Source organism: Lysobacter sp. Soil_N_51, assembly GCF_057655755.1.
Genome location: NZ_JBDGLR010000001.1, coordinates 585,379 through 610,016, shown reverse-complemented (window position 1 = coordinate 610,016; position 24,638 = coordinate 585,379). Strand labels below are relative to the sequence as shown.

General features: G+C 66.7%; 23 protein-coding genes. 12 read left to right on the top strand and 11 right to left on the bottom strand.

From position 1 onward, the window contains the following. Positions 1 to 154 precede the first annotated feature (154 nt). Positions 155 to 1,189, top strand: a complete 1,035-nt coding sequence (locus AC3A4T_RS02805) for a hypothetical protein (RefSeq protein WP_487673976.1) — start codon at positions 155 to 157, stop codon at positions 1,187 to 1,189. Between the two features lie 121 nt (positions 1,190 to 1,310). Next, the gene (locus AC3A4T_RS02800; protein WP_487673975.1) at positions 1,311 to 2,216 is read left to right on the top strand and encodes a hypothetical protein; all 906 of its coding nucleotides are present in this window, start codon (positions 1,311 to 1,313) and stop codon (positions 2,214 to 2,216) included. Between the two features lie 203 nt (positions 2,217 to 2,419). Here AC3A4T_RS02800 and AC3A4T_RS02795 read toward each other — a convergent pair whose 3' ends face one another. Then, positions 2,420 to 2,644, bottom strand: coding sequence for an RNA-binding S4 domain-containing protein (locus tag AC3A4T_RS02795; RefSeq protein WP_056110961.1), 225 nt, complete (start codon positions 2,642 to 2,644; stop codon positions 2,420 to 2,422). Positions 2,645 to 2,805: 161 nt separating this feature from the next. Here AC3A4T_RS02795 and AC3A4T_RS02790 point away from each other — a divergent pair, with 161 nt between their 5' ends. Both AC3A4T_RS02790 and AC3A4T_RS02785 read left to right on the top strand, forming a co-directional pair. Next, complete coding sequence (locus tag AC3A4T_RS02790; protein ID WP_487673974.1) at positions 2,806 to 3,798, top strand: zinc-dependent alcohol dehydrogenase family protein; 993 nt, start codon at positions 2,806 to 2,808, stop codon at positions 3,796 to 3,798. 210 nt (positions 3,799 to 4,008) lie between these two features. After that, entirely contained in the window at positions 4,009 to 4,398 is a 390-nt protein-coding gene (locus AC3A4T_RS02785; protein WP_056110966.1) for an MAPEG family protein, read from the top strand. Between the two features lie 3 nt (positions 4,399 to 4,401). Here the strand turns inward: AC3A4T_RS02785 and AC3A4T_RS02780 are convergent, their stop codons facing one another. Continuing rightward, positions 4,402 to 4,695: a GIY-YIG nuclease family protein gene (locus tag AC3A4T_RS02780; protein ID WP_487673973.1), complete on the bottom strand. Its 294-nt coding sequence runs from the start codon at positions 4,693 to 4,695 to the stop codon at positions 4,402 to 4,404. A gap of 231 nt (positions 4,696 to 4,926) precedes the next feature. Between AC3A4T_RS02780 and AC3A4T_RS02775 the strand changes: the two genes are divergently transcribed. Both AC3A4T_RS02775 and AC3A4T_RS02770 read left to right on the top strand, forming a co-directional pair. Then, positions 4,927 to 5,952 carry a fatty acid desaturase gene (locus AC3A4T_RS02775; RefSeq protein ID WP_487673972.1) on the top strand — a complete coding sequence of 342 codons (1,026 nt, stop codon included), beginning with the start codon at positions 4,927 to 4,929 and terminating at the stop codon, positions 5,950 to 5,952. A 248-nt stretch (positions 5,953 to 6,200) separates the two neighbouring features. After that, complete coding sequence (locus AC3A4T_RS02770) at positions 6,201 to 6,515, top strand: metalloregulator ArsR/SmtB family transcription factor (RefSeq protein WP_056110968.1); 315 nt, start codon at positions 6,201 to 6,203, stop codon at positions 6,513 to 6,515. A 75-nt stretch (positions 6,516 to 6,590) separates the two neighbouring features. On the opposite strand, the gene AC3A4T_RS02765 is transcribed toward AC3A4T_RS02770, so the two are convergent. The 6 genes from AC3A4T_RS02765 to AC3A4T_RS02740 all read right to left on the bottom strand — a co-directional run bounded on the left by AC3A4T_RS02765 (position 6,591) and on the right by AC3A4T_RS02740 (position 11,749). Beyond that, the gene (locus tag AC3A4T_RS02765) at positions 6,591 to 7,265 is read right to left on the bottom strand and encodes a serine/threonine protein kinase (protein WP_487673971.1); all 675 of its coding nucleotides are present in this window, start codon (positions 7,263 to 7,265) and stop codon (positions 6,591 to 6,593) included. 45 nt (positions 7,266 to 7,310) lie between these two features. Beyond that, positions 7,311 to 7,862 (bottom strand): RNA polymerase sigma factor, encoded by a 552-nt coding sequence (locus tag AC3A4T_RS02760; protein WP_487673970.1) that lies wholly within the window; start codon positions 7,860 to 7,862, stop codon positions 7,311 to 7,313. A gap of 123 nt (positions 7,863 to 7,985) precedes the next feature. Continuing rightward, a complete protein-coding gene (locus AC3A4T_RS02755; RefSeq protein ID WP_487673969.1) occupies positions 7,986 to 9,029 on the bottom strand; it encodes an SRPBCC family protein in 1,044 nt (347 codons plus the stop codon). Continuing rightward, the gene (locus tag AC3A4T_RS02750; protein WP_487673968.1) at positions 9,026 to 10,009 is read right to left on the bottom strand and encodes an acyl-CoA desaturase; all 984 of its coding nucleotides are present in this window, start codon (positions 10,007 to 10,009) and stop codon (positions 9,026 to 9,028) included. The genes AC3A4T_RS02755 and AC3A4T_RS02750 overlap by 4 nt, the downstream gene beginning before the upstream one ends. 494 nt (positions 10,010 to 10,503) lie before the next feature. Further along, a complete protein-coding gene (locus AC3A4T_RS02745) occupies positions 10,504 to 11,034 on the bottom strand; it encodes a GreA/GreB family elongation factor (protein ID WP_487673967.1) in 531 nt (176 codons plus the stop codon). Positions 11,035 to 11,179: 145 nt separating this feature from the next. Beyond that, entirely contained in the window at positions 11,180 to 11,749 is a 570-nt protein-coding gene (locus AC3A4T_RS02740) for a hypothetical protein (RefSeq protein ID WP_487673966.1), read from the bottom strand. 196 nt (positions 11,750 to 11,945) lie between these two features. Between AC3A4T_RS02740 and dbpA the strand changes: the two genes are divergently transcribed. Further along, positions 11,946 to 13,358, top strand: coding sequence for an ATP-dependent RNA helicase DbpA (gene dbpA / locus AC3A4T_RS02735; protein WP_487673965.1), 1,413 nt, complete (start codon positions 11,946 to 11,948; stop codon positions 13,356 to 13,358). Between the two features lie 243 nt (positions 13,359 to 13,601). Here the strand turns inward: dbpA and AC3A4T_RS02730 are convergent, their stop codons facing one another. Next, a complete protein-coding gene (locus AC3A4T_RS02730; RefSeq protein WP_487673964.1) occupies positions 13,602 to 14,801 on the bottom strand; it encodes a glycoside hydrolase family 64 protein in 1,200 nt (399 codons plus the stop codon). Between the two features lie 468 nt (positions 14,802 to 15,269). Between AC3A4T_RS02730 and AC3A4T_RS02725 the strand changes: the two genes are divergently transcribed. The 3 genes from AC3A4T_RS02725 to AC3A4T_RS02715 all read left to right on the top strand — a co-directional run bounded on the left by AC3A4T_RS02725 (position 15,270) and on the right by AC3A4T_RS02715 (position 19,904). Further along, positions 15,270 to 16,682 (top strand): M1 family metallopeptidase, encoded by a 1,413-nt coding sequence (locus AC3A4T_RS02725; protein ID WP_487673963.1) that lies wholly within the window; start codon positions 15,270 to 15,272, stop codon positions 16,680 to 16,682. Between the two features lie 301 nt (positions 16,683 to 16,983). Beyond that, entirely contained in the window at positions 16,984 to 19,434 is a 2,451-nt protein-coding gene (locus tag AC3A4T_RS02720) for a TonB-dependent receptor plug domain-containing protein (protein ID WP_487673962.1), read from the top strand. Positions 19,435 to 19,481: 47 nt separating this feature from the next. Beyond that, the gene (locus AC3A4T_RS02715) at positions 19,482 to 19,904 is read left to right on the top strand and encodes a TfoX/Sxy family protein (protein WP_487673961.1); all 423 of its coding nucleotides are present in this window, start codon (positions 19,482 to 19,484) and stop codon (positions 19,902 to 19,904) included. A 174-nt stretch (positions 19,905 to 20,078) separates the two neighbouring features. On the opposite strand, the gene AC3A4T_RS02710 is transcribed toward AC3A4T_RS02715, so the two are convergent. Beyond that, positions 20,079 to 21,014 (bottom strand): LysR substrate-binding domain-containing protein, encoded by a 936-nt coding sequence (locus tag AC3A4T_RS02710; protein ID WP_487673960.1) that lies wholly within the window; start codon positions 21,012 to 21,014, stop codon positions 20,079 to 20,081. Positions 21,015 to 21,348: 334 nt separating this feature from the next. Here AC3A4T_RS02710 and AC3A4T_RS02705 point away from each other — a divergent pair, with 334 nt between their 5' ends. Both AC3A4T_RS02705 and AC3A4T_RS02700 read left to right on the top strand, forming a co-directional pair. Further along, positions 21,349 to 22,278: a DMT family transporter gene (locus tag AC3A4T_RS02705; protein ID WP_487673959.1), complete on the top strand. Its 930-nt coding sequence runs from the start codon at positions 21,349 to 21,351 to the stop codon at positions 22,276 to 22,278. Between the two features lie 120 nt (positions 22,279 to 22,398). Then, the gene (locus AC3A4T_RS02700) at positions 22,399 to 23,313 is read left to right on the top strand and encodes a cyclase family protein (protein WP_487673958.1); all 915 of its coding nucleotides are present in this window, start codon (positions 22,399 to 22,401) and stop codon (positions 23,311 to 23,313) included. Positions 23,314 to 23,667: 354 nt separating this feature from the next. On the opposite strand, the gene AC3A4T_RS02695 is transcribed toward AC3A4T_RS02700, so the two are convergent. Then, positions 23,668 to 24,570, bottom strand: coding sequence for a LysR family transcriptional regulator (locus tag AC3A4T_RS02695; RefSeq protein WP_487673957.1), 903 nt, complete (start codon positions 24,568 to 24,570; stop codon positions 23,668 to 23,670). Positions 24,571 to 24,638: the final 68 nt, after the last annotated feature.

Here is a 24,638-nt window from a genome sequence, read left to right as displayed (position 1 = left end):
TCGCGACCGCGCGCCCACCACCGACGGCGATACGATCCGACAGCGATGCGGCCCCGATATTCGCGGCGCATGGCCGCCGAACATCCGCGTAAACGCCGCTCCCCTCCACACGCCCGACGCATACAATCGGCTGAATCAGGCAGGGAGGCACTACATGGCGATGATCGTTCCGGAATTCTGGGCGGAGGCCCGGATCAGCGAACAGTTCAGCCGCGACCACGCATCCGGGCGACGCTCGCTCACGGTGCGTCGCTTCGGGTGGTCCGATATCAGCCTCGCCGACGCGCAAGCCATGGCCGATGCGCGAGTATGCGAATCCTTCGATCGCATCCTCGCCGGCACCACCTTGCCCAAGCGCGATCCGCGCGTGCCCTACGACGCCGAAGGCCTGCCGATCCGCGAACAGATCGTCGAACGCGTCGGCGATATCGTCATCACCCGCAACAGCTACGGCGCGCGCTGCCTCAACTCGCCCGAGGTGTTGTTCGCCGATGTCGATTTCGACGAGCCGAAATCGGCCTGGAACAAGTACTACTTTCTTTCGTCGCTGGCGGCGGCGTTGATCGCCGGTGCGGTGACCCGTCATCTGGGCGTGTTCGCGCTGAGCTGGATCTTCGCCACCGGCATCGCCATCGCGCTGGCCCAGGCTCGCGGCCGCGCGCGCCATCGCGCCGACGGCGGTCCCGAAGGCCGCGCGCGCAGACGCATCGACGCCTTCATCGCCGCGCACCCGGACTGGCATCTGCGTCTGTACCGCACGCCGAACGGTTTTCGCCTGCTGGCGATGCACCGGGTGTTCGATCCGAACGATCCGGAGGTGATCGGATTTTTCGAAGCGATCGGCGCCGACGCGTACTACGCATTGCTGTGCGGGCGCCAGCATTGTTTCCGCGCGCGAGTCAGCCCGAAACCGTGGCGCATCGGCGATCGGGCGCGCTCGCGCACCCGCGCCGGCGCCGCTTCGAACAGGCCGGACTCGATGCCCAAAGCCGGCGTCTGGCCGATCGCCGCCGATCGCATGCACGAGCGCGAACGTTGGGTCGACGACTACGAGCGCAAGTCGGTGGGCTATGCGTCGTGCCGTTTCGTCGAAGCGCTGGGCAGCCGCGACTACGTCGTGGCGGCGCAGGACGTGCAGCGGTTGCATGATGATCTGTGCCGATCCGATACCACCTTGCCGCTGGCATGAAGTCGACACTTGACCGCACGCGCCACGCGCAGGATTCTGGCCGTGCCATGGCCGGGGGGCCGCTATGAAATCGTCTCGGACATCGTCGGGCCATCGGTTGCGTCCCTGGCGGATCGCGGGCTTGAGCCTGACCTTGGCCGTTGGCGGCATGGGCCTGCTGGCGTTTTCGGTGTTGCAGGCGCAAACGCGGGAAACGACCGGCGTGCAGGCCAGCACACCGTTGGAAGATGATTCGCCAAGCGAGTGGATTGGTTTGCAGGTCCAGCGCCGCGGCCAACTCGTACAGACCGAACTGAGCGCCCTGCATGGCCAGCACGCCTGGGCGGGCGAATACTACGAAGGCGACGGTCTGGGCATGAATGTGCGTGTGCTGATCGCCCCCTCGGCCGGGGTCAGTTCCACCTGGCACGGCTGCACCGGCATGTACGCCCAGAACGAAGGCGAGGTGGCGATGCAAGCCGACGGGTCGCTGAAATTAAATTACGCGCACCCGACCGGCGGGACTTTCAAGCTGCCGACTCAACTGCGTCCCGTGCGATGGGGCGAACGGGTCTATCTGGTCGCTGCGTCCGATATGACGGAGCTCGTCAACGCGATCAACATGGGCGAGGAGCCGCGCGCGACGCCTTACGGGCAGGTCCTGTTGCGCAAAAGCGACGAAGACAAAGCGGTGGTCGGCCTGCCCGATCTGCCCGCGGATCAACTCGCCGCCATTCGCAGCGTCGCCTTGAATCTCAAGGTGACCGCGTCCAGGCGCACGTCCAGCGAGTTTCGCTATGGCTATTGCACCGACGCCTACGAGCTGACGTTCGACCGCGGCATCGCCGATGGGATACGACCCGGCGTCGAATTGCGCTTGGTTTCGAAGTCGCCCGTTGGAGAACGCGTCAGGATCGTCAGTGCGCAACCGGGGACGTCGGTGGCCGAATGGCAGGATGTGAACCACAAGTGCCGGAAGGATCGCAGCGCCGATCTGCGTCGCTGGGTTTTTTCGACCGGGAGCTATACCACGCAAGCGGCCATGTGAGCAGAGTGAGGCTTCAGTCCGTTGCAACGAACTGAACCCACAGGGGCGCCGCACTCACGCGTTATCAACGCGAGGACGCGCCGATGAACGCCTGGATCTCGTTCGCCAGAATTCGCTAAACACCGCCAGGCATCGCACGGCGGTGTTTGCAACCGCGGCGTATTGCGCGCCGAACCGGCGGCGACGCTCCGCTGGCGGGACGCTCAGGCCGCGACCACCTCGATGGTCACGCCCTGGAGCTGCACCGTCTGCCCGACCCGGATCTTGCAGGTCTTGCGCAATTCCACCTGGCCGTCGACCCGGACCGCGCCGCTGGCGACGATCGCCTTGCCGGCGCCGCCGCTGTCGCACAGGCCGGTCAGTTTCAGCAGTTGGTTGAGTTCTACGTAATCGTGGCCGGGGTCGAGTTCGAAGCGGATCGGTTGCATGAGGCCAAGGACGATAAAGGGCCAAGCAGGGTCGCAGCGCTGAGACGTGCGCGCAAGACGTTTGCACCGGGTCCGGCGTACTCTCGCGTATGCAGGCGCGTCGCGGTCGGTCGTCGGTCGCGCGCGCGGTCCCTTGTTCCCGTCCGGTTTGGAGTGACGCAATGAAGAAAGCCCAATACACCCAACGCGGTCCGGTGCCGCAGGACGTCATCGAGGCGGTGGAGTTCCAGATCCCGCCGCTGAGCGCGGGCCAGGTGCTGATCGAAGTGCTGGCCGCGCCGATCAATCCGTCCGACGTGCTGACCCTGACCGGCGAATACGGCCTGCTGCCGCCGTTGCCGGCGGTCGGCGGCAACGAGGGCGTCGGCCGGATCGCCGAACTCGGGCCGGAAGTGACCCAGCTCAAGGTCGGCCAGACCGTGCTGCTGCCGATCCAGGGCGGCAGTTGGGCCACGCACATGGTCGGCACCGCCAAGCACCTGATCGCCTTGCCCGACGGCGCCGATCCCAAGCAGCTGGCGATGATCACGATCAATCCGCCGACCGCGCTGCTGATGCTCAGCGAGTTCGTCGACCTGCAGCCGGGCGACTGGGTGATCCAGAACGCGGCCAATTCGGCGGTCGGCACCTATCTGATCCAGATCGCCAAGTCGCGCGGGCTGCGCACGATCAACGTGGTGCGGCGCGAGTCGGCGGTCGAGGCGGTGCGCGCGGCCGGCGCCGACGTGGTGCTGGTCGACGGCGACGACCTGGGCAAGCGCGCGCGCGAAGCGGCGGACAAGGCGCCGATCAAGCTCGGTATCGATGCGGTCGGCGGCGTGTCGACCCAGCACATCGCGCAGTCGCTGGGCGAGGGCGGTATCGTGGTCAACTACGGTGCGATGAGCGGCGAGGCGTGTTCGATCTCGCCGGCCTCGTTCGTGTTCCGCGACGTGAGCCTGCGCGGGTTCTGGCTCTCGCGCTGGTTCCAGCAGGCGAGCCCGGCGCGACGCGCCGAAGTGTTCGGCGAAATCGCCCAGCGCGTCGCCAGCGGGCAGTTGCAGGCGCGGGTGCAGGCGACCTACGGACTCGATCAGATCAAGGAAGCGGTCGCGGCCGCGGCGGCCGGCGAGCGCGACGGCAAGATTCTGATTCTGCCGAACGGACCGGTGTGAGGGAGCGAGAAGCGCCGAGGTCTCGTGGGAGGGGCTTCAGCCCCGACGCTGTTGCCTCAGGTCGCTCGAAACTTCGAAGTTCGGAGCCGGGTTGATCGAAAAGCATCGGGGCTGAAGCCGCGCCCACGAGACCTCGCGGCTTCGCGTCATCGCGCTGCATCTTCAAGCTGAAATATCGTCAAGCCGCAGCATCTTCGAGGAGAGACACACATGAGCACCGAACTGCAGATGCTGGCCTGGTCAATCGCATTGGGCATCGTGCACTTGCTGGTCAATGCGAGCTTCATGACCGCGCAGCGCGGCGTGCGTTGGAACGCGAGCGCGCGCGACGGCGCGGTCGAACCCTTGACCGGCGTGGCCGCGCGCATGGACCGCGCCTGGCGCAATTTCCTCGAAACCTTTCCGCTGTTCGCCGCCGCGGTGCTGGCGGTCGCCGTCGCCGGCCGCGGCAACGACGACACCGCGCTCGGCGCGCAGTTGTACTTCTGGGCGCGGCTGGTCTACGTGCCGGTGTATGCCGCCGGCATTCCCTATCTGCGTTCGGCGGTGTGGGCGGTGGCGCTGTGGGGGTTGCTCAAGCTGCTGTGGGCGTTGTTCTGAGGCTCAGCCCGAGGCGACTTCAACGGCGGCTTCGGCCGGGATGTCGGCGCCGGCTTGCGCGCACAGCCGGCGTTTGGCCGTCGGCGACAACTGCTTGATCGCATATTCCGCGCGCAGCGCCGACGAACGGTCCGGATAGATGAACCGCGCCAACAGTCGCAACGGCGGCCGCGAACGCGTGTAGCGCGCGCCCTTGCCGGCCAGATGCTGGGCGTAGCGGCGCTCTACATCCAGCGCGATGCCGGTGTACAGGCTGCCGTCGCGGCATTCGATGACGTAGACATACCAGGCGGACATGCCCTTAGCCTAGCGGCCCGCGGGCGCAAGGCGTAGTGTGGGAACGCTCGGGGAACCCGCCAGGCCGGCCGCGCCGACCGTCAGGTCCGGTGCCGACACCGCCGCCATTGGCTAGTGCTTTGGTAGATATTTCCCGAAAGACCGGTCTCGATCACATCCATACGCACGCGCATGTCATTGCCAGGTCTTCGTGCGCTCACCACAATGCGATGTCCTGACTGGAGCTCCCGCTTGAACGCTGACGCCGATTCGCAAACTTCCGTATCCGTAACCAACCTGCGTCAGCTTTGCGCGCGTTTCGCCAAGCCTCAAACCGGACGGGCGGTGTGGCAACTGATCAACACCCTGGTGCCGTTCGCGGCGATGTGGGTGCTGATGGCCTGGAGCGTGGTCGGCCACTGGGGCTACGGCTGGACCTTGCTGATGGCGATCCCGACCGCCGGCCTGTACGTGCGCACCTTCATCATTCAGCACGACTGCGGGCATGGTTCGTTCTTCGCCAGCAGCCGCGCCAACGACATGGTCGGGCGCTGCCTGGGCCTGGTCACCCTGTTCCCGTACGGGTACTGGAAGAAGACCCACGCCATCCACCACGGCACCTCCGGCAACCTCGACCGCCGTGAGATGGGCGACATCGAGACCCTGACCGTCGCCGAATACCGCGCGCGTTCCTGGCTGGGCCGCCTGAGCTATCGTCTGTACCGCAGCATCCCGGTGCTGCTCGGCGTCGGCCCGGTCTATCAGTTCGTGATCAAGCACCGCTTCCCGTTCGACCTTCCGTTCACCTGGAAGCGCGAGTGGGCAAGCGTGCTGTTCAACAACCTCGCGCTGGCGCTGACCATCATCGCGATGGGCTTCGCGATCGGCTGGCACACGGTGTTCATGGTGCATCTGCCGATCGTGCTGCTGGCCGGTGCCGCCGGCGTGTGGCTGTTCTATGTGCAGCACACCTTCGAAGACGCCTACTGGACCCGCAAGGGCGAGTGGGACTCGCACGAGGCGGCGATCGCTGGCAGCTCGTACTACGACCTGCCGGGCATCGTGCATTGGTTCACCGGCAACATCGGCTACCACCACATCCATCATCTGGCCAGCCGCATCCCGAACTACCGCCTGCGCGAAGCGTTCGAATCCAGCCCGCTGCTGCAGGCCGCGCCGCGCCTGACCCTGTGGTCGAGCCTGAAGTGCGCGCGCATGAAGCTGTGGGACGAGGAATTGCAGCGCATGGTCGGTTTTCCGAAGCGCGCCAGGGCCTGACGGCCCGAAGGGCGGGAATCGGGAATGGGGAATAGGGAATCGCAAAAGCGGCTCCCGAGGTCCCGACGATCCCCCAGCCCCCGCGGCTACGCTCTTCCGATTCCCGATTCCCGATTCCCGATTCCCGATTCCCGAATCCCGAATCCCGAATCCCGGCCTTCAAAACAATTAGCAATTTAGTTAAATAAGCACCACTATAATCGGACCCGCGCCACCCCGGCGCGCGCCCCGACCGCAGCGGTGCCCTCATGATGCAGGACAAGATCTTCGAAGCCCTGGCCTCGACGCCGCGACGGCAGATCCTGGCCTTCCTGTCCGAGCGCGAGCTCAGCGCCGGCGACATCGCCGCGCGTTTCGAGATGAGCGCGCCGGCGATCTCGCGGCACCTGTCGGTGCTGGTCAACGCCGGCCTGATCAGCAGCGAGCGCCGCGGCCAGTTCGTGGTCTACAAGCTGGTTCCGGACCATCTGGTCAATACCCTGACCCAGTTCGCGTTCGAAATCTGCCCGGTCGGCGGACCGCTCAAACGCGAAAGCCGGCGCGCCAAGAAGGCGGCCGGCTGAGTTTCGCTGAAGTCTCCGCGCCAGCCGGCCTGATCGCCAGCGGTCGTTACGGCCGTCGCTTACCGGCCCGCGACCTCACTCACGTTCGAATTGCGCGATCTCGTCGAGCAACGCCTGGGCGCGGCGCAGGCTGACGCCGGTGACGCTGTCCTCCATCAGCTTCGCCAGGCGCGGACGGCTGGGCTGGCGCGACCAGTGATACAGGCCCCAGGTCGCGAGCAGGCCGGCCACCCCGATCGCGCTGCCGATGACGTAGACCGATGGCGCATGCAGGTAGATGTCGGCGCCGAAGAACGTCATGAACAGCATGCTCACGAACGGCATCCACAACAGCCACCAGACCAGGCCGACCGCGAGGCCGGTGCGGATGTAGGTCTTGCGTAAGCTCGCCAGACGTTTCTGGATCGTCATCACCGGCGCGGTGTAGTCGGTCTTGGCCAGCAAGGCTTGCATCGCGGCGCCGCAGCCGATCAGGGCGATGCCGTAGACATGCACGATCACGCCGAACACGACCAGATGCGCGCGGTCCAGGTAATGCGTCCAGAACAGCGCGCCCCAGACGATGCACACCAGGCCGAACAGCATCTGCAGCGCCTGGCCCCAGACCAGCGGGCGCAGGCCGGATTTCATCCGCTTGCCGCGTTCCTCGCGAAAGCGCAGCAGGTCCATCGCGTATTGGCGATCGAGTTTGCGATCGAGTTCTTTCCAGGCCAGTTTGAAGTCGTCGAGTTCCATCGTGATTGCGCTCATGAGGTCGTGGTGCCGTCGTGGGAATGGGGGTTGAACAGGCGTGGCTCAGTCGGCCAGATCGTTGCGGATGCGTTGCTTGAGCCGCGCGATCTTGGTCGCGACATTGGTTTCGCTCAGGCCGAGCACTTCGCCGATCTCGCGGTAGCTGCGCTCCTCCAGGTACAGCAGCAACAGCGCGCGATTGAGCGGCTCCAGCGCGGCGATCAGGCGGTCGAGTGCGCGCAGGCGTTGCGCGGCCTCCGGATCGGCGGCGCGTTCGTCGGCCACATCGTGCAGTTGCTCGTCCAGCGCGACCGCGTTTTGCTGCCGCGGCACATTGCTGCGTACCTGCGAGATCGCCACGTTCAGCGCGATCCGGTACATCCAGGTCGAAAAACTGCGCTGCGGATCGAAACCCGGGAACGCGCGCCACAGCTGCACCGCGATTTCCTGGGCCAGATCGGCGCGGTCCTCGTCGTTGCGGCAATAGGTGTTGGCGACCTTGTAAACGATGCCGCGATGGGCCTGCAGCAGCGCTTCGAAGCGCTGTCGCGCGGCCTCGCCCGGCGGGTTGCCGGCACTGTCGCCCTGTCTGGATTTGACGCCGCTATGGTCCATCGCCTGCCGTTTCCCGTTGCCGTATGCACAGTGATTCGCACGACGGCGGGAATCATCACACCCGCGGCGGAGCGCGGGGTGAGGGCGGGGCGGGTGGGGCCGATCCGATCAGGTCAGATCGGGTTACGCGGACGCCGCGGCGGGCTCGGCGCGGCGGCGGTAGAAATCGAGGATGACCTCGCTGAAATCGCCGATCAGCCAGTTCGCCAGCGGCGCCGTGTACCAGTTGAAGCCGGTGCTGACCCGGTAGTCCATGCGGATCGTCAGTTCGGTGGCGGCGCCGCGCGGGGTCAGGGTGTAGCGGGTGTCGAGCAGGTCGAAGTAGGGGCCGCCGATGCGGACGTGATCGTCGAGCGCGCCGGCCGGGACCGAATCGTCTTCGAACAGGTATTGCCAGCGCACGTGCTGCCGCGGCTTCCAGTCGGCCGACACCTGCTGGAAGTGGATGCCCTTGCCCATGCGCACCTCGCGCACCAGCCCGTTCTCGGTTTCGTGGGTGAGACCGGCCAGCGGCGTGGGCACGCCGATGCGGTACATCCAGGCGCGATCGACTTCGCTGGCCTGGATGTGGTCGGCGTCGAGCAGCACCTTCCACACCTCAGCGGGCGCGGCCTGGATCAGCACGCGGCGTTCGACGTGTTCGAACCGTTGCGGGGTGTACTGGCCGACGCCGAGCAGGCCCAGCACCAACGGCAGGGCGACGAAGCTGTAGACCGTCGGTGTTTTCGCGCGCTGCAGCCGTCGGCAGATCGCGCCCATGACCACGCCGCCGACGCCGCCCATCACCGCGAAGATCGGCATGACCATGACCACGCAGATCGCGCCTTCCAGCATCAGCAGCATGCTGCCCAGCACGCACAGCGAAACGCTGAACACCGGCATGAAGAAGTGATACGTGGTGCTGCGCGGTTTGATCCGCTCGGCCAAGTACACCGTGACCGCGCCGATCGCGAACGGCGCGAGCACGATGAAGATCCACAGCATGGTCGCGAACGCGTGCCCGGGTTGCCCGTCGAAAGCCAGCCGCAGCAGCAGGCCGATCAAGGCGCCGCCGAACAGCGGCGAGGCATGCACCAGCAGCGATACGCTCAGGTCGTGGCGCGGCGGTGAGGCGGGTGGTTCGGGCGGCGGCGGAGGTATCGGCAGTTCGGGTGGCTCGACGGTCATGGCGACACTCGGTTGATCAGGCAAAGCGGTCGCGCGCGGCCAGGCAGCGGCTGCGGATCGAGACGATGCAGTTCCTCGCGCGGCGGCAAGTCCTCGGGCAGGCGCAGATCGCGCACCAATCCCAGCCGTTCGCAGCCGCGCAGGAACCACCAGCCCGGGTCCCATTCGCCGGCATACAGGCCCAGCCGCGCCGAACCGGGAAACGCATGGTGGTTGTTATGCCAGCATTCGCCCATGGTCAGCAGCGATACGAACCGCACATTGCGGCCCTGCACCGCGGCGCCGCGCACTTCATGGTGCATACCGCCGTGGTTGTGGGCGAAATAGCCGACCAGCCAATGGCCGAACACGCCCGCGGTAACCCGCGCGCACACGCCCCAGAACACCCAGCCCCAGCCGCCGATCGCATAGAACGCGAGTGCCCACGGCAGGTGCTGCCACATCCAGGTGCGCTGCAGAAAGCGGTAGAAACGGTCGTCGGCGATGCGCGCTTCGATCTCGATCCGCGGCGGCCGCGCCAGACGCAATTCGCAATGCAACTGCCACCACGCATCGACGTGGAAGCGGCGGCGATGGGCGAGGTAATCGTGGCAATCGGGCAGGCGCTGGGCGTAATCGCGCAGGTCGTGCGTGCGCACCAGGCCGATCGGTCCGGCCAGGCCGACCTGCACACCGCAATAGACCAGCAGATATTCCATCCACTTCGGGCAGGCGAAGCTGTCGTGGATCAGCTTGCGGTGCATGCCCAGCGAATGGCCGAGCAGCAGCACCGTCGCGGTGGACACCACGAACAGCGCGAACGCCGCCCACGTGAACGTCGCGATGCCGCCGACCACCGCGGCAATGGCCATGGTCGAAAACCATAGCGAACGCACCGGTTCCCAGACCACGCGGCCGTCGCTGACGCCGCGGATCGATGCGGCGACTTCGGCCTGCGATTGGACGCGATGCGATTGCAGACTTGCGGGCAATGCGTTCATGACCCCTCCATGGTGGAACTGTAGCTGCGCGCGCGAGACGAGCGCGACGTGCGCGAGCGATCGGTTACGCGGATCGGCATCGCCTTATGTATTCAGCAATTAACTAATTTGCTAAATGATTTGCGCGGATGGCGGGAGGCGTCAAGCGCCGGCCGACGAGCGGTTGCCTGGTTATCGCCGCGGACCCGGCCGATGGTCGCCGGTCGCGCGATGCGGCGATCGCAAGGCGTCGTGCCGATACCGGTGGATTGAAGCGAATGCGAAATCGAGCGATGGCGCTGCCACAGACGTCACCTTCGGCGTCGCCGCGCTGCTCGTGGTCGACTCGTACGACTGGAACGCGGTGAGTGACAGGCTGTTGCCGCGGGTGGCGTCCTGCGAGCGATCGACCTGGCCGAGTCGCTCGACTGCCTGCGCGGGAAGGTCTTCTGGAAATACGAAGGCGTCGAATACCGACAGCGGCGCGACGACCGCGCGCCATCGCGAAACTGGCCTCAGCCGTACTCGATCGCCAGCACTTCGACGTTGAGATCCCCGGCTGGCCGTTTCCACACTGCGCTGTCGCCGACCCGCGCGCCATGCAGGCTGCGCGCCAGCGGCGATACCCAGCTGATGAGGCCATGCTCGGGATCGGCCTCGTCTTCGCCGACGATGCGGTAGCGGTGTTCGTTGCCCTCCTCGTCGATCAGTTCCACGCGTGCGCCGAACGCAACCCGGTCGGCCGGCTGGCGTTCGGGCGCGATGGTGATCGCGCCGAGGATGCGCGCCTGCAGCCAGCGGATGTCGCGATGGACATGGGCGCGTTCGAGCTTGACCCCGACCCGTTCGCCGCCGCCGTCGTCTTCGCTCGCCGCGGCGATTTCCGCGTCGAGCGCGGCCAGGCGGCGCGAGGTGTCGTCCAGGCGCGAGCGCAGCAACGCCATGCCGCGTGGGGTGACGTAGTTGGGATGTTCGCTGATCGGCAGCTCGGGCAGATCGCCGGTGCTGTCGTCGCCATCGCCTTCCTTGACGAAGGCGTGGCTCATGCGGAAACGGTCGGATCGGGCATCAGGCCAATGTAGACGAATCGAGGTTGGCGCGGGGTGAGCGATGCGATCGGACCGAATGTGCAAGCTTGTGGATTGTGCGGTCTATTACCCGGTGTCCATGGACGGATATCCGCGCGCGCGTTCACTCGACGAAATCGTACAGCCGATAAATCCACGACAACTGATACAGCAGGCTGACGATCACGAAGATCCGATGAAAGCGCAACGAACGGGTGCGCATGGCGATCAGGCACATGACCACATAGGCCAGATTGCGCACTGGGTATTCGATGCCAAAGGCCTCGAAATACGACCGGCCCTTGATCAGGGTATCGCCGAAGTCGATCACGTAGGTCACCGCCATGATCCCGAAGAACCAGGTGCGCCGCGACAGGAAGTAATCCTGCCAGCCCTCGTAGTCGCCGATGTCGTCGGGAAACAGCAAGGTGCATAGCAGGAACAGGACCACGACATAGGCGATCAGAAACGCGAACGACACGAAGCTCCACTGCGTCAGGTGCACCAGGCGGAACTCCCACCACCAGAAGTGCGCGAGCAGGGTGAACATCGAGATCGCCCAGCCGATATGCACCCAGAACACGCGTTCGCGGCCGGGATGCTGGACGAAGCGGGCCAGGCCCTTGAGCAAGGTGGTGATGGCCAGCCCCAGCACGATGCCGAGCAGGACGCGGATATGCAGGAACTGCTCCATGGGACGGCCTCCGGATCGGTGGCGGCGGGGGAGTTCTGAGGGCGCTGCGGTGACAGGATAGGACGACTTGGGGCGCGTTGGGGGGGCAGCGATGCGACGCTCGGCACCGTTGATGTCCGTATCTACGTGGCAACCCGAGTGTTCGCCCCGGACGGGTTTTCCGGGCGGGTAGCGCCCGAAGCTGCGATCATGGCGCATGACCGACCAACTTCCGCCCGCCGCCGCCGTCGCGGCCGCCACCGCTTTCGATTCCCTCGCCCTGAGCCCGGCCCTGCTGCAGGGCGTGGCCGCGCTGGGCTATACCGTGATGACCCCGGTGCAGGCGCGCGCCTTGCCGGCGATCCTGGAGGGCCGCGATCTGATCGCGCAGGCCCCGACCGGCAGCGGCAAGACCGCGGCCTTCGGCCTGGGCCTGCTGCAGCGGCTCGATCCCGCCGCGATCCGCACCCAGGCGCTGGTGCTGTGCCCGACCCGCGAGCTCGCCGATCAGGTCGGCAACCAGTTGCGCAAGCTGGCCTTCGCGATCGCCAATCTGAAAGTCTCGGTGCTGTGCGGCGGCATGCCGCTCGGCCCGCAACTGGCTTCGCTGGAACACGCGCCGCACGTCGTGGTCGGTACGCCGGGCCGCCTGCAGGAATTGCTGCGCAAGAAGGCGCTCAAGCTCGACGGCGTGCGTACCCTGGTGTTCGACGAAGCCGACCGCATGCTCGACATGGGCTTCGAGGAGCCGATGCGCGAGATCGTCGCCAAGACCCCGAAGACCCGTCAGAGCCTGCTGTTCTCGGCGACCTTCCCCGATGCGATTCGCGACCTCGCGCGCGCGGCGATGCGCGAGCCGCTCGAAGTCACGGTCGAAGGCGAGGCCACCGCGCCGCAGATCGAACAGTATTTCTACGAGGTCGAACCGACCCGCAAGACCCCGCTGCTCGCCGCGCTGCTGCTCGAGTACCGGCCCGACTCGTGCGTGGTGTTCTGCAATATGCGCAAGGACACCGAGGAGGTCGTCGGCTCGCTGAGCCATTACGGCTTCACCGCGCTGGCCTTGCACGGCGACATGGAGCAGCGCGACCGCGATGAAGTGCTGGTGCGGTTCGCCAACCGCAGCTGCAACGTGCTGGTCGCCAGCGACGTGGCCGCGCGTGGGCTCGACGTCGAAGACCTCGGCGCGGTGGTCAACTACGACTTGCCGACCGATCCGGACGTGTACGTCCACCGCATCGGCCGTACCGGCCGCGCCGGTCGCGGCGGCGTCGCGCTGAGCCTGTGCGGCCCGCGCGAAACCGGCCGCGCCCAGCAGATCGAACAAAACCAGGGCACGCCCTTGCACTGGCGTCGCGCCGAACCGCTGAGCGGCAAGGCCAAGAACGCGCCGGCCGCGCCGATGGCGACCTTGCGCATCGACGCCGGCAAGACCGACAAGCTGCGTCCCGGCGATATCCTCGGCGCGCTGACCGGCGATGCCGGCCTGAAGGCCGAGGCGGTCGGCAAGATCAACGTCTACGCCACGCGCTCCTACGTCGCCGTCGCGACCGGCCAGGCCGGCGCGGCGCTGGCGCGCTTGCGCGAGGGCAAGATCAAGGGGCGCAAGTTTCGGGTCAGTCGGATTTGATCTTCGCGTTTGCGTAGCGGCAGCGACCATCCCACCGCCGCAGGCCGACTGTAGGAGCGGCGCGAGCCGCGACCGCGCCACTGCAGTTGCGTCGTAAGCGCGATGGCGTGGTCGCAGCTTGCGCAGCTCCTACAGGGCGCGATCGTGGCTACGTCGCGAGATGGCTAGAGCGGCCACCGCTACGGCACGGCGCGGGAACCGCGATGCGCCGCGCGCCCCACGGCGGCGACGCACCGCGACCATTCAACGCAACGCGCGCACCGTTACCGTCAACGTATCCGGATCGCCCGAACGCGCCGCGCCGCTGAAATCCTGGCCGCCGCTCGGCGATACGTCGTCGTAGGGGAACGCGTAGCCGCGGTTGTCGGGCAGGCGCTCGTGGACCAGGCGCGCGTAGTGGTTGGTCTGCGCGTTGCGGTAGAAGCGGCTGGCGACTTCGCCCTGCGGCTGGTTGGCGTTGTCGAGCAGGGTGGTGCGATTGAGCGCCGCGGCCAGGCGCGGAATGATCGCCTTGCGCACCTCGCTCGCGCCGGCCAGGCTGAAGGGGCCGCTATCGCAGCTGAGCACGTCGGCGGTGCTCGGCCGGGCGAAGGTCTCGCCGTTGTTGAAGCGCAACAGGCCGTCGCCGCCGACCCGCGCGGTCAACACGCCGAAGCCGGACTGGGTGTCGACGGTCAACGTGTTGGATGCGTACTTGCTCCAGACCGAGTTGATGTAACCGCTGAGGTAATTCTGGAACCGGCTGGCCTGATAGTGCGCGCTCATCGCGCGCAGGTTGCGGCCGTCGCTGCCGCGCTGGATCAGCGAATTCCAGGCCGAACCTTCCTGGGTCGCCTGTTGTTGCAGCGCGTAGCAGATCGGATCGAGCGAACCGGCCGGCAGACCCGGAATGGTTTCGACCCGGCCCGACAGCGAGCGCAGCGACAGACCCAGCGGCGCGGCGACGAAGTCGACGTAGCTGATGTTGGAGAACAGTTCCCACTCGTTGAAGGTGAACTCGGCGAAGGTCCAGTTCTTCTGGAAATTGGTGTCGCTGGTGTTGAGGAAACTCGGATGGACCACGGCCGGGCCGGGATTGACGTAGAAGTTGAGCTTGCTGCCGGTGACCACGTAGATGCGCGCGCCGTACATGCGCGGCACCGCGACCCGCGTCGACGAGCCCTGGCCGCCGAGCGGGATCGCGCAGTCCGCGCCGAGCGGGGTGACCGGCGCCGAAGGCGAGGGCGGGTAGTAGCTGCTGCCGTCGGCGCGCACGAACAGCGGCTGGTTGTTGGAGAACCCCACCACGTAGGCGTAGGCGGTGTTCTGACCCGAGGCGTTGACCAGGTTGAGGGTAAAGCGTGCGGGCGTGGCGGCGAGGGCCGAGCGCGACACCAGCGGACCGGCGACGCCGGCGGCGAGCGCGGCGGCCGAGGCACCGAGGAAGTTGCGGCGAGTGACCATGCGATGGGGCTCCTGAGCGAGGCAAGCCCCTGGGCTTTCCCGAGGTCGGCCACGGGCCGGATAGGTCGGTGCGACGCGCGAGGCGCCGCGAAAAGCATGAGAGCTTGACGTGGATGGGCGTGATCGCCCGCGACGCGATCGCCCGCGCGCCTGCGCTCACGGCCCGCACCATGTCCTATAGCTGACAGCGCTGTCAGTGATCGGAGGCGCAGATCGACAAGCGTGAACGGGCGAAGGCCCGGGTGCGATGCGCGATGCTGAACGGCGGTCCGGTTCACGCCGATGCGGCCCGCATCGAGGTCTTGCCGGATCGGTCCGCTCGCGCGCTGTCCCGATGCCGCGTGCTGCTTCATGAACGGCCGGGGTTCAGCCGCGCGCCTACATCGGCGATCATCGACAGCCGGATCGGTCGATATCTGGACCGCGCCGCGCCAGGATGCGCGTCGCGAGGGGTAGAACGGAGTTGATATGCACGATGCACCAAGCTTCACCGCGCCGCGTTCGCCGCGCGCACCACGCCGCGGCGCGGCTCGCACATTGAGCCGCCACGCGGCCGCGGCGCTGGCCTGGGCCACGCTTGCGCTGAGCTTCACGGCCGCGGCGCAGATGGCGTCCGAACGCGCCGGCGCCAATCTCGACGTGCTGCATTACACCGCGCGGATCGAACCCGACCTCGCCGCCCGCACGCTGCGCGGCGAGGTCGCGATCCGGCTGGCGATGCGCAACAGCGGCGCGCAGTCGATCGAATTCGACGCCGGCGATCTGGAAATCGACACGGTGCGCGAACACGGCAAGGCGCTGGGCTTCGAAAAGATCGACAAGCGCGTGCGCATCCGCCTGCCGGCGCCGGCGGTCGCGGGCGAGCGCCGCGAGATCGACATCGCTTATCACGGCGCGCCGCGTCACGGCCTGGAGTTTCATCCCGAGCGCAGCGAGGTCTATACGATCTTTTCGACCAGCCAATGGCTGGTGTGCATCGACGCGCCGTCCGAACGCGCGACCCTGGACCTGACCCTGACCGTGCCCAGCGGCCTCAAGGCGGTCGGCAACGGCCGGCTGGTGGCGAAGTCGGCGCTCGGCGGGCGTCGCGATTCCTACCGCTGGCGCCAGGATCAGGCGATGCCGAGTTACGTGTACGGCTTCGCCGCCGGCCGCTACAACGAAGCCAGCGGCAGCGGCGAAAACGGCGACCTTCGCTATCTGTCGGGCGAGCTCGACAGCGCGCAACTGCGCCGGGTGTTCGCCGACAGCGCCGACATGCTGCGTTTCTTCGGCCGTCGCGCCGGCATCCGTTATCGCGGCCCCTACACCCAGGCGCTGGTGGCCAAGGCCATCGGCCAGGAGCTGGACGGGTTTTCGCTGATGTCGGAAGCCTACGGCCGCGAAGTGCTGGACAAGCCCGAGGCGCAGTCGCTGATCGCGCACGAGATTGCCCACCAGTGGTGGGGCAACCGCATCACCTGCCGCGAATGGGGCCACTTCTGGCTCAACGAGGCCTTCGCCAATTTCATGGCCGCCGCGTACATGCAGCACCGCTTCGGCGAAGACAGTTACCGCGAGCGGGTCGACCAATGGAAGCGGCGGCTGGACAAGCTGCGCGCCGACGGCAAGGACCACGCGCTGGTGTACGCCTCGTGGTCGCGGCCCAGCGCCGACGATCGCGCGGTGGTGTACCAGAAGGGCGCCTACGTGCTGCATCTGCTGCGCGAAGAGCTCGGCGAGCGCGCATTCTGGCGCGGCATCCGCGCCTACACCCGCGCGCACTACGGCCATTCGGTGGTGACCTCGGATTTCCGCCGGGCGATGGAGCGCGCGAGCGGGCGCGATCTGTCGGCGTTTTTCGCGCGCTGGGTGGAGTCGGGCGAGGGCATGGCGAAGTAGGGCGTCGGCCTCGGAGAAGCGATGCAACCCCACTGTAGGAGCGGCGTGAGCCGCGATCGCGACATCTGGCCTGCGACGCTGGCGAGGGTTCACGGTCGCGGCTCACGCCGCTCCTACCCTTTGGGACGTGGCGATCGCGAACGTCGTGAGCGCGACACGCCGGCACCGACTCGCGATCCGCGGGTTCCGTGATCGTGCCTGCATCACACTTCACGTTTTCAGTTCTGACGCTGTGCGCAAACAGGCGTGTTGGCTTTAGGCTAGGCGATCGCCCCAGCCAGACCCAGCAAGGACTCACGCCATGACCCAGCCCCGCCTCGCCCCCCGCCGTGCCCGCCTGCACCGCGCCAGCCTCTACAGCGCCTGCGCGCTATCGCTGGCCAGCGGCTTGTTCGCCGGCACCGCACTGGCCCAGGAGGCTCAGGACGCCGCCCCGGCGCCGGCGCCGGCCAGCGAGGCGCGCACTCTGGAGACGGTGTCGGTGCTCGGCTCGCGGCGCAGCCAGCGCTCGTCCGACACCACCTCGATCTCGCCGGTCGACGTGCTGCCGATGGCCAAGAACGCCGAGGAAGGCGCCCAGTTCGATCTCGCCCAGTCGCTGCAATACGCCGCGCCCTCGTTCAACTCGACCCGCCAGAGCGGCGCCGACGGCGCCGACCTGGTCGACTCGGCCGCGCTGCGCGGCCTGGGTTCGGACCAGACCCTGGTGCTGGTCAACGGCAAGCGCCACCACACCACCGCGCTGCTCAATCTGTTCGGCGCGCGCAATCGCGGCAACACCGGCACCGACCTCAACACCATTCCGCTGATGGCGATCGACAGCGTCGAGATCCTGCGCGACGGCGCCGCCGCGCAGTACGGTTCGGACGCGATCGCGGGCGTCATGAACATCTCGCTGAAGAAGCGCAAGGGTTGCGAAGCGGTCGCCGGTTACGGCCAGTATTCCAAGGGCGACGGCGAGAACTGGCTGGCCAGCGCGTACTGCGGCTTCAGCCTGGGCAGCGACGGCAGCCTCGGCATCACCGGCGAGTGGCAGGACCGCGGCCGTTCCGACCGCTCCGAACCGGCCGGCAGCCCGCGCATCATCGGCGACTCGAAGGTCCGCAACGAAACCCTGTTCCTCAACGGCGACAAGCCGCTGAGCGAGAACCTCGATCTGTACTTCACCCTCGGCGTGCAGAAGCGCGACGCATCGTCGGCCGCGTTCGCGCGCGACGGTCTGGGTTCGGAAGATATTCCCTCGCGCAACTCCGCGGCGATGTACCCCGACGGCTTCGTGCCCTTCATCGACGGCGAGCTCGACGATCGCTTCGGCATCCTCGGCCTGCGCGGCACGCTCGGCGAGTGGAACGCCGACCTGTCCTACACCCACGGCTACAACAAGCTGCGCTACACCATCAACAACACCCTCAACGCTTCGCTCGCCAATCTGGATCTGCTCAATGGCGGCCAGGGCGTGAGCGCGCGCAGCTTCAACGCCGGTGGTTTCTCGTTCGAACAGAACACCGTCAACCTCGACATCAACCGTTTCTACGACCAGGTGTTCAACGGCCTCAACGTGGCCTTCGGCCTGGAGCGCCGCGACGAGAAGTACAAGATCTTCGCCGGCGAACCGGGGTCCTACATCGACGCCGACGGCGTCGGCGTCGGCGGCAACGCCGGCAGCCAGGGTTTCCCGGGTTTCCAGCCCGGCGATGCCGGCAGCCACAGCCGCGACAGCTGGGCGGCCTACGCTGACGTCGAAGCCGACTTCACCGAGCGCTTCACCGCCGGCGTGGCGGTGCGCTACGAGGACTACAGCGATTTCGGCAAGACCACCACCGGCAAGCTCGCCGCCGGTTTCCGCGCCACCGACACCTTGATGTTCCGCGCCTCGGCCAGTACCGGTTTCCGCGCGCCGTCGCTGCAGCAGAAATACTTCTCCTCGACCATCACCGACTTCGTCAACGGCGAGCCGGTCGACGTGGTGATCGCGCCCAACGGCGGCACCATCGCCAACGCCGCCGGCCTGCCTTTGCTGACCAAGGAAAAGTCGCGCAACTACACCCTCGGTCTGACCTGGTCGCCGACCGCCGACACCTCGTTGACGTTGGATGCGTATCGCATCGACATTGACGACCGCATCGTGCTGAGCGGCCGCTTCGACACCACCGATCCGACCATCGGCTCGATCCTCGATTCGCTCGGCGTCGGCCAGGCGCAGTTCTTCGTCAACTCGGTCGATACCCGCACCGAGGGCGTGGACTTCACCTTCAACAACGAACGCGAACTCGGCAACGACTTCAAGCTCGGCACCTTCTTCGCCTTGAACCTCAACCGCACCAAGGTCAACGCGATCCACGCGCCGCCGGCGCTGGTCGGCCGCGAGGATGTGCTGTTGTCCGAGCGCGAGCGCTTGTTCATCGAGCAGGGCGCGCCGAAGTCCAAGGCCGTGCTCGGTTTCGACCTGTCGCGCGGCGCCTGGGACGGCAACCTCAAGCTGATCTATTTCGGCCCGCAGACGTTGGGCACGTTCTCGGGCACCGCCGCCGGCGTGCCGAACGCGCGCTACAAGTCCAGGAGCTCGGCCGACCTGAGCGTGACCTATGCGTTCAGCGAAAACACCAAGCTCACCGTCGGCGCCACCAACCTGTTCAACGTCAAGCCGAGCCGGCAGAACCCGGACGAAACCGACAACGGCCACATCTTCGACAGCGTCCAGTTCGGTTTGAACGGCACCGCCTACTTCGTGCGCCTGTGGCATAAGTTCTGATCGCGCGCCGCTGACGCGGCGGCGACAACGGCGATAAGATCGAAGCCATGAGCGCCGATCTTATCGCCCACCTGCAGGACGTCGCCTCGGACTTCGGCGCGCTCGGCGCGCGCCGGATGTTCGGCGGCCATGGCATCTACCACGATGGCGTGATGATCGGACTGATCTCCGATGACGTGCTGTATCTGAAGGTCGACGATCAAACCCGCGAACGTTTCCGCGCGGCCGACAGCGGACCGTTCATGTACACGCGGCGCGGCGAGACGGTGCCGACCAGCTACTGGTCGGTGCCGGAGGCGGCGATGGATTCGCCGCAGGATATGAAGCCGTGGTTGGTGCTGGCGTACGGAGCGGCGTTGCGCAAGGTCAATACGGCGGCGTCGAAGCTCAGGCCGTCGAAAGCCTGGACGGTGAAAATCGAGCCGGTGAAAGCCAAGTCCGTAAAAACAAAATCTGCGAAGCCTCGATGACGGGTTCTTTACGCGCTGTTTTTTGCTTTCAGCCGTCATCCCCGCGAAAGCGGGGATGCAGAGACTTCAGAGCCATGCATCGGTGAAGCCCTGGATCCCGCCTTCGCCGGATGACGAGCAGAAAAAGTCCTCCAGGAACCTGCGCTTATCGACGATGCGGCCGACGCCGCGATCTCAGCGCTTGTCCACCGCCAGCAACCAATCCAGAAACGCCTGCGCCGCCGGCCGCAGCCGTCGGTGCGAGGGATAGATCGCGTAGTAGCCCCAGCGCGCCGGCATCGACGGGCCGGGCAGGCGGATCAGCTGGCCCGAGCGCAGGTACGGCACCACGATCTGCTCGCGCGCCAGCGCCACGCCGATGCCTTGCGCGGCCGCCATCATCGCGTCGGTGGTGTTGCTGAAGATGTAGCGCTCCTCGAGCTTGCGGCCATGCACGTCGGCGGCGCGGAACCAGTCGTGCCAGCCCTGCCGCGCCTGATCGGCGATCAGCGGCAGATCGCCGATCTGCGCCGGCTCGGTGATCTGATCGATGCCGGGAAACGTCGGCGAGGCGACCGGGAACAAGGCGTCGTCCATCAGGTGATGCGCGGTCAGTCCCGGCCAATGCCCCGCGCCATGGCGCACGCCGAGATCGGGGCCACTGTCGTCGAAACGGGTCAGTGCGATCTCGGTATCGACCCGCAACTGGATGTGCGGATGGGCGCGGGTGAATCCGCCCAGGCGCGGCAGCAGCCAAGTGTAGGCGAGCGAGTGCAGGGTGGTGATGCGCACCCGGTCGCGCTCCTCGCGCGCCAGCCGCAGGCTGCGCAGCACGCCGTCCATGTCGGCCAGCGCGGTGCCGGCGGCGTCGGCGAGCTGGCGGCCCTGATCGGTCAGCGCGACCCCGCGCGCGTGGCGCTGGAACAGGCTCAGGCCGAGCCGGCTTTCGAGCTTGCGCACGTGGTGGCTGACCGCGCTGGCGGTCAGGTGCAGTTCCTCGGCGGCGTGGGCGAAATTCTGATGCCGCGCCGCCGCTTCGAATGCCGCCAGGGCCGGCAGCCAGTCCGCTCTGAGCGCCATATCGAGCCTTGAGTAATATTTGTGGCTGGGTTCGAAAGTATGCGCTTGCATGACTTTGGCGGCCAGTCAGAATAGCCGTCAGGGAAAAGCCAGATTGTCGTCAGGGCCGAATTTGGAGCCTCGGCGGAGTCGGCAAGTTGCTTGGCGGGATGTGCGGACGACGACAGATTTCCGGCGTATCCGCACGCCGTTCACCGGCGACCCGCGGGTGATCCGAGCGGCCGCGAACCACACTTGATTCGCGCTCTCGAACTTCACCGCGCGACGCGATGTCGGCGTCGGGAATTCGGATATCGCCGCCGCGCCGATCGCTGCACGCTGCACCCAGATTCGCAAGCCGGCGCCCCACGCCCCGGTACCGTCTTCGTCGCTTCGCGAGGTCCCCATGAGTACGTCTCCATCGCTCCGCCTGCCTACCGATGCGCCGCCCGCCGCCGCACCGACCCATGAAGCCGCGACCGTGCAGAGCTGGCGCACGCCGCTGGAGCTGACCGTCCTCGGCGCGATCTGGGGCTCGTCGTTCCTGTTCATGCGGGTGGCGGCGAAAGATTTCGGCGCGGTGCCGCTGGTGGAAATGCGCCTGGGCCTGGGCGCGCTGATCCTGCTGCCGTTCCTGTGGAAGGCGCGCGCGTCGTTCAAGGGCGCGATCTGGGCCAAGCTGGCGATGATCGGCCTGATCAATTCGGCGATCCCCTTCATCCTGTTCGCCTGGGCTGCGCAGCGCGCGCCGGCCGGGATCGGCGCGATCACCAATTCGATGGCGGTACTGTTCACCGCCTTGGTCGGGTTCCTGTTCTTCGGCGAAAAGATCGGCACCCAGCGCGCGATCGCGTTGTTGGCCGGGTTCGCCGGCGTGGTCGTGCTGGCCAGCGGCAAGACCGCCGGCGCGAGCATCGGCTGGGCGGTCGCGGCCGGTTGTACCGCGGCGTTTCTGTACGGCATCGGCGCCAATCTGGTGCGGCGCCAGCTGACCGGCCTGCCGGCCGCGGCGGTCGCGGCGGCGACCTTGGGCACTTCGGCGCTGTTGATGCTGCCGTTCGCGATCGCCTACTGGCCCGACCACGCGATCCCGGCCAAGTCGTGGTTCTCCGCCTCAATGCTCGGCGTGCTCTGCACCGGCATCGCCTTCGTCATGTACTACCGCCTGATCCAGCGCATCGGCGCGGGCCGCGCGGTCGCGGTGACTTACCTGGTGCCCCTGTTCGGCGTGGCCTGGGGCTGGATGCTGCTGGGCGAACCGCTGACGCTGACCATGCTGGTGGCGGCGGGGTTGATTCTGGGCAGCGTGGCGTTGAGTCAGCGGGCGGCGAAGTAGGTTTTTTCGAGAACTGCTTTCGCCGTGTTTCGAATATTGCAGATACCACCGCGCCACCCTCCTCCCGTCATTCCCGCGTTCGCGGGAATGACGAGCAAAAAATCTGACTGGAGCCGTTTCGTGACCCCCACCCAACACCGCGTCCAATTCGACTTCGAAATCGAATTCAGCAACGGCGGCGGCCTGCAAGGCCAGGGCTTCCGCCTCGACATCGACGGCGACGACATCGGCGATGCCGAATTGATCGACTACATCGTGCGCGATCTGCGCCTGCTGATGGTCGGTCCCGCGCGCATCCTCAACAAGACCATCCTGGTCGAGGCGCACAAGCGCACGGCCGGCGCGATCGAAGGCGGCGAAATCCGCTACATCGACCTGAGCCACACCATCGAAGACGGCCTAGTGACCTACCCGGGCATGCCGGCCACGCACATCTGCGACTACCTCAGCCGCGAGCGTTCGCGCGAGTTGTACGAGGAAGGCACTCAGTTCCAGATCGGCCGCATCGACATGGTCGCCAACACCGGCACCTACATCGACTGTCCTTCGCATCGCTTTGAAGACGGCAAGGATCTTTCGCAGATCGGGCCGGAAGACTGCGCGGACCTGGATGCGATCGTGGTGCGCGTGCCGGCGTCGGTGCAGGTCATCGACGACAGTTATTTCCGCGACCTGGAACTGCGCGGCCGCGCGGTGCTGGTGCATACCGGCTGGGACGTGCATTTCGCCACGCCGGCCTATGGCGTCGATCATCCGTTCCTGACCGAAACGGCCGCGCAGTGGCTGCGCGACTGCGGGGTCAAGCTGGTCGGAATCGACTCGGTGAATATCGACGACACCCGCGGTAAATCGCGGCCGGTGCATTCGACCTTGCTCGGCGCGGGCATCTTGATTGTTGAACACCTGCGCAATCTGGCGGCATTGCCCGACAGCGGTTTCAGCTTCAGCGCGGTGCCGCCGAAGGTGAAGGGCATGGGGACGTTTCCGGTGCGGGCCTTGGCGAAGATCGCTGGTGCTGTTGCGTCGGTTGGCTGAGATGGAGATCCAACCTTTGCTGATCGAACGGCGTCGGGGCTGAAGCCCCTCCCACAAGAGACCTCGCGGCAGCGAAGTGAGGTTGTTTAGAAGCGGGTAGGGTGGAGGTTCGATTGCATCGGATCGAACGGCGTCGGAGTTGAAGCCCCGCCCACAAAAGATCTCGCGGCAGCGAAGTGAAGTTGTTTGGAAGTGGGGCGGTGAAAGTTCGATCGCATCTGATCGAACAGCATCGACGCTGAAGCGCTGCTGCAAATACTGCGAAGCGACGAGGTCTTTTGTGGGAGGGGCTTCAGCCCCGACGCTTTCCGATCCGTTGTCGGCGATCGATCACGACAGCCCACACCTCGGCGCTCACTTGTGCAAATACGCCTGCAACGCCGTGATCGCCATGCGCACCTTCGCCGGTTGCGCATCGCGTTGCGCGGTCACCGCGAACACGCCCAGCGGCGGCATCGACCAGTCCGGCAGCACCCGCACCGCGCGACCGTCGGCCAGCAGCGGCGTCGCGTCGGGCTCGGGTAAGCGCACGATGCCCAAGCCCTGCAGCATCATTTCCATCAAGGTGCGCGAGCTGTTGCTGACGATGCGTCCGCCGACCCGCACCCGCCGCGCGGGCTCGCCGTCGCGATGCATGTCGACGTATTCGGGCTGGTTCATCACGCTCAGGATCAACATGGGATGCTGCGCCAGATCCTCCGGTGTCCGCGGCAGCCCGTGTTCGCGCGCGTACTCGGGCGCGGCCACCAGCAGGTGCCGCCATTCGGCCATGCGCCGCGCGATCAGGTTCGAATCGGCCAGCCGTCCCACCCGGATCGCCAAGTCGATGCGTTCGGCGATCAGGTCGATCTGACGGTCGTCGGCGAACACGCGCAGCGACAGCGCCGGATAAGCGCGCAGCAACGGCGCCAGCGCCGGCGCGAGATGCGAGGCGAACCCCACCGGCACGGCGATGCGTAACTCGCCGCGCGGCTCGTCGCGCAGATCGCCCAGGCGGCCGTCGGCATTGCGCGCGGCGTGCAGCATCGCCGCGCAGTCCTCGTAATAGGCCTGGCCGATTTCGGTGGTGGTGAGCTTGCGGGTGGAGCGGTGCAACAGCACCACGCCGGTCTCGGCCTCCAGCTGGCGCAGCTGCTGGCTGACCGCGGACGGGGTCATGTCGAGTTCGCGCGCGGCCGCGCTCATCGAGCCCAGCTCGACCACCCGGGCGAACAGGGCCATGCGCTTGAGGCGGTCTATAGTGAAGTCCAGCTTCATGGTGATAGCGTCTGGGGCCGGATTATCGGCTGGCTTGTTAGCGAGCAGACTATATCCCGTCCCATCCA

Excerpts from the sequence above, each read along its gene's own strand:
- AC3A4T_RS02740 (WP_487673966.1), bottom strand. The coding sequence starts at position 11,749 with ATGGAGCAGTTCCTGCATATCCGCGTCCTGCTCGGCATCGTGCTGGGG.
- AC3A4T_RS02760 (WP_487673970.1), bottom strand. The coding sequence starts at position 7,862 with ATGGACCATAGCGGCGTCAAATCCAGACAGGGCGACAGTGCCGGCAAC.
- AC3A4T_RS02785 (WP_056110966.1), top strand. The coding sequence starts at position 4,009 with ATGAGCACCGAACTGCAGATGCTGGCCTGGTCAATCGCATTGGGCATC.
- AC3A4T_RS02750 (WP_487673968.1), bottom strand. The coding sequence starts at position 10,009 with ATGAACGCATTGCCCGCAAGTCTGCAATCGCATCGCGTCCAATCGCAG.
- AC3A4T_RS02720 (WP_487673962.1), top strand. The coding sequence starts at position 16,984 with ATGACCCAGCCCCGCCTCGCCCCCCGCCGTGCCCGCCTGCACCGCGCC.
- AC3A4T_RS02755 (WP_487673969.1), bottom strand. The coding sequence starts at position 9,029 with ATGACCGTCGAGCCACCCGAACTGCCGATACCTCCGCCGCCGCCCGAA.
- AC3A4T_RS02715 (WP_487673961.1), top strand. The coding sequence starts at position 19,482 with ATGAGCGCCGATCTTATCGCCCACCTGCAGGACGTCGCCTCGGACTTC.
- AC3A4T_RS02805 (WP_487673976.1), top strand. The coding sequence starts at position 155 with ATGGCGATGATCGTTCCGGAATTCTGGGCGGAGGCCCGGATCAGCGAA.
- AC3A4T_RS02770 (WP_056110968.1), top strand. The coding sequence starts at position 6,201 with ATGATGCAGGACAAGATCTTCGAAGCCCTGGCCTCGACGCCGCGACGG.
- dbpA (WP_487673965.1), top strand. The coding sequence starts at position 11,946 with ATGACCGACCAACTTCCGCCCGCCGCCGCCGTCGCGGCCGCCACCGCT.
- AC3A4T_RS02695 (WP_487673957.1), bottom strand. The coding sequence starts at position 24,570 with ATGAAGCTGGACTTCACTATAGACCGCCTCAAGCGCATGGCCCTGTTC.
- AC3A4T_RS02710 (WP_487673960.1), bottom strand. The coding sequence starts at position 21,014 with ATGCAAGCGCATACTTTCGAACCCAGCCACAAATATTACTCAAGGCTC.
- AC3A4T_RS02780 (WP_487673973.1), bottom strand. The coding sequence starts at position 4,695 with ATGTCCGCCTGGTATGTCTACGTCATCGAATGCCGCGACGGCAGCCTG.
- AC3A4T_RS02730 (WP_487673964.1), bottom strand. The coding sequence starts at position 14,801 with ATGGTCACTCGCCGCAACTTCCTCGGTGCCTCGGCCGCCGCGCTCGCC.
- AC3A4T_RS02725 (WP_487673963.1), top strand. The coding sequence starts at position 15,270 with ATGCACGATGCACCAAGCTTCACCGCGCCGCGTTCGCCGCGCGCACCA.
- AC3A4T_RS02765 (WP_487673971.1), bottom strand. The coding sequence starts at position 7,265 with ATGAGCGCAATCACGATGGAACTCGACGACTTCAAACTGGCCTGGAAA.
- AC3A4T_RS02790 (WP_487673974.1), top strand. The coding sequence starts at position 2,806 with ATGAAGAAAGCCCAATACACCCAACGCGGTCCGGTGCCGCAGGACGTC.
- AC3A4T_RS02745 (WP_487673967.1), bottom strand. The coding sequence starts at position 11,034 with ATGAGCCACGCCTTCGTCAAGGAAGGCGATGGCGACGACAGCACCGGC.
- AC3A4T_RS02705 (WP_487673959.1), top strand. The coding sequence starts at position 21,349 with ATGAGTACGTCTCCATCGCTCCGCCTGCCTACCGATGCGCCGCCCGCC.
- AC3A4T_RS02795 (WP_056110961.1), bottom strand. The coding sequence starts at position 2,644 with ATGCAACCGATCCGCTTCGAACTCGACCCCGGCCACGATTACGTAGAA.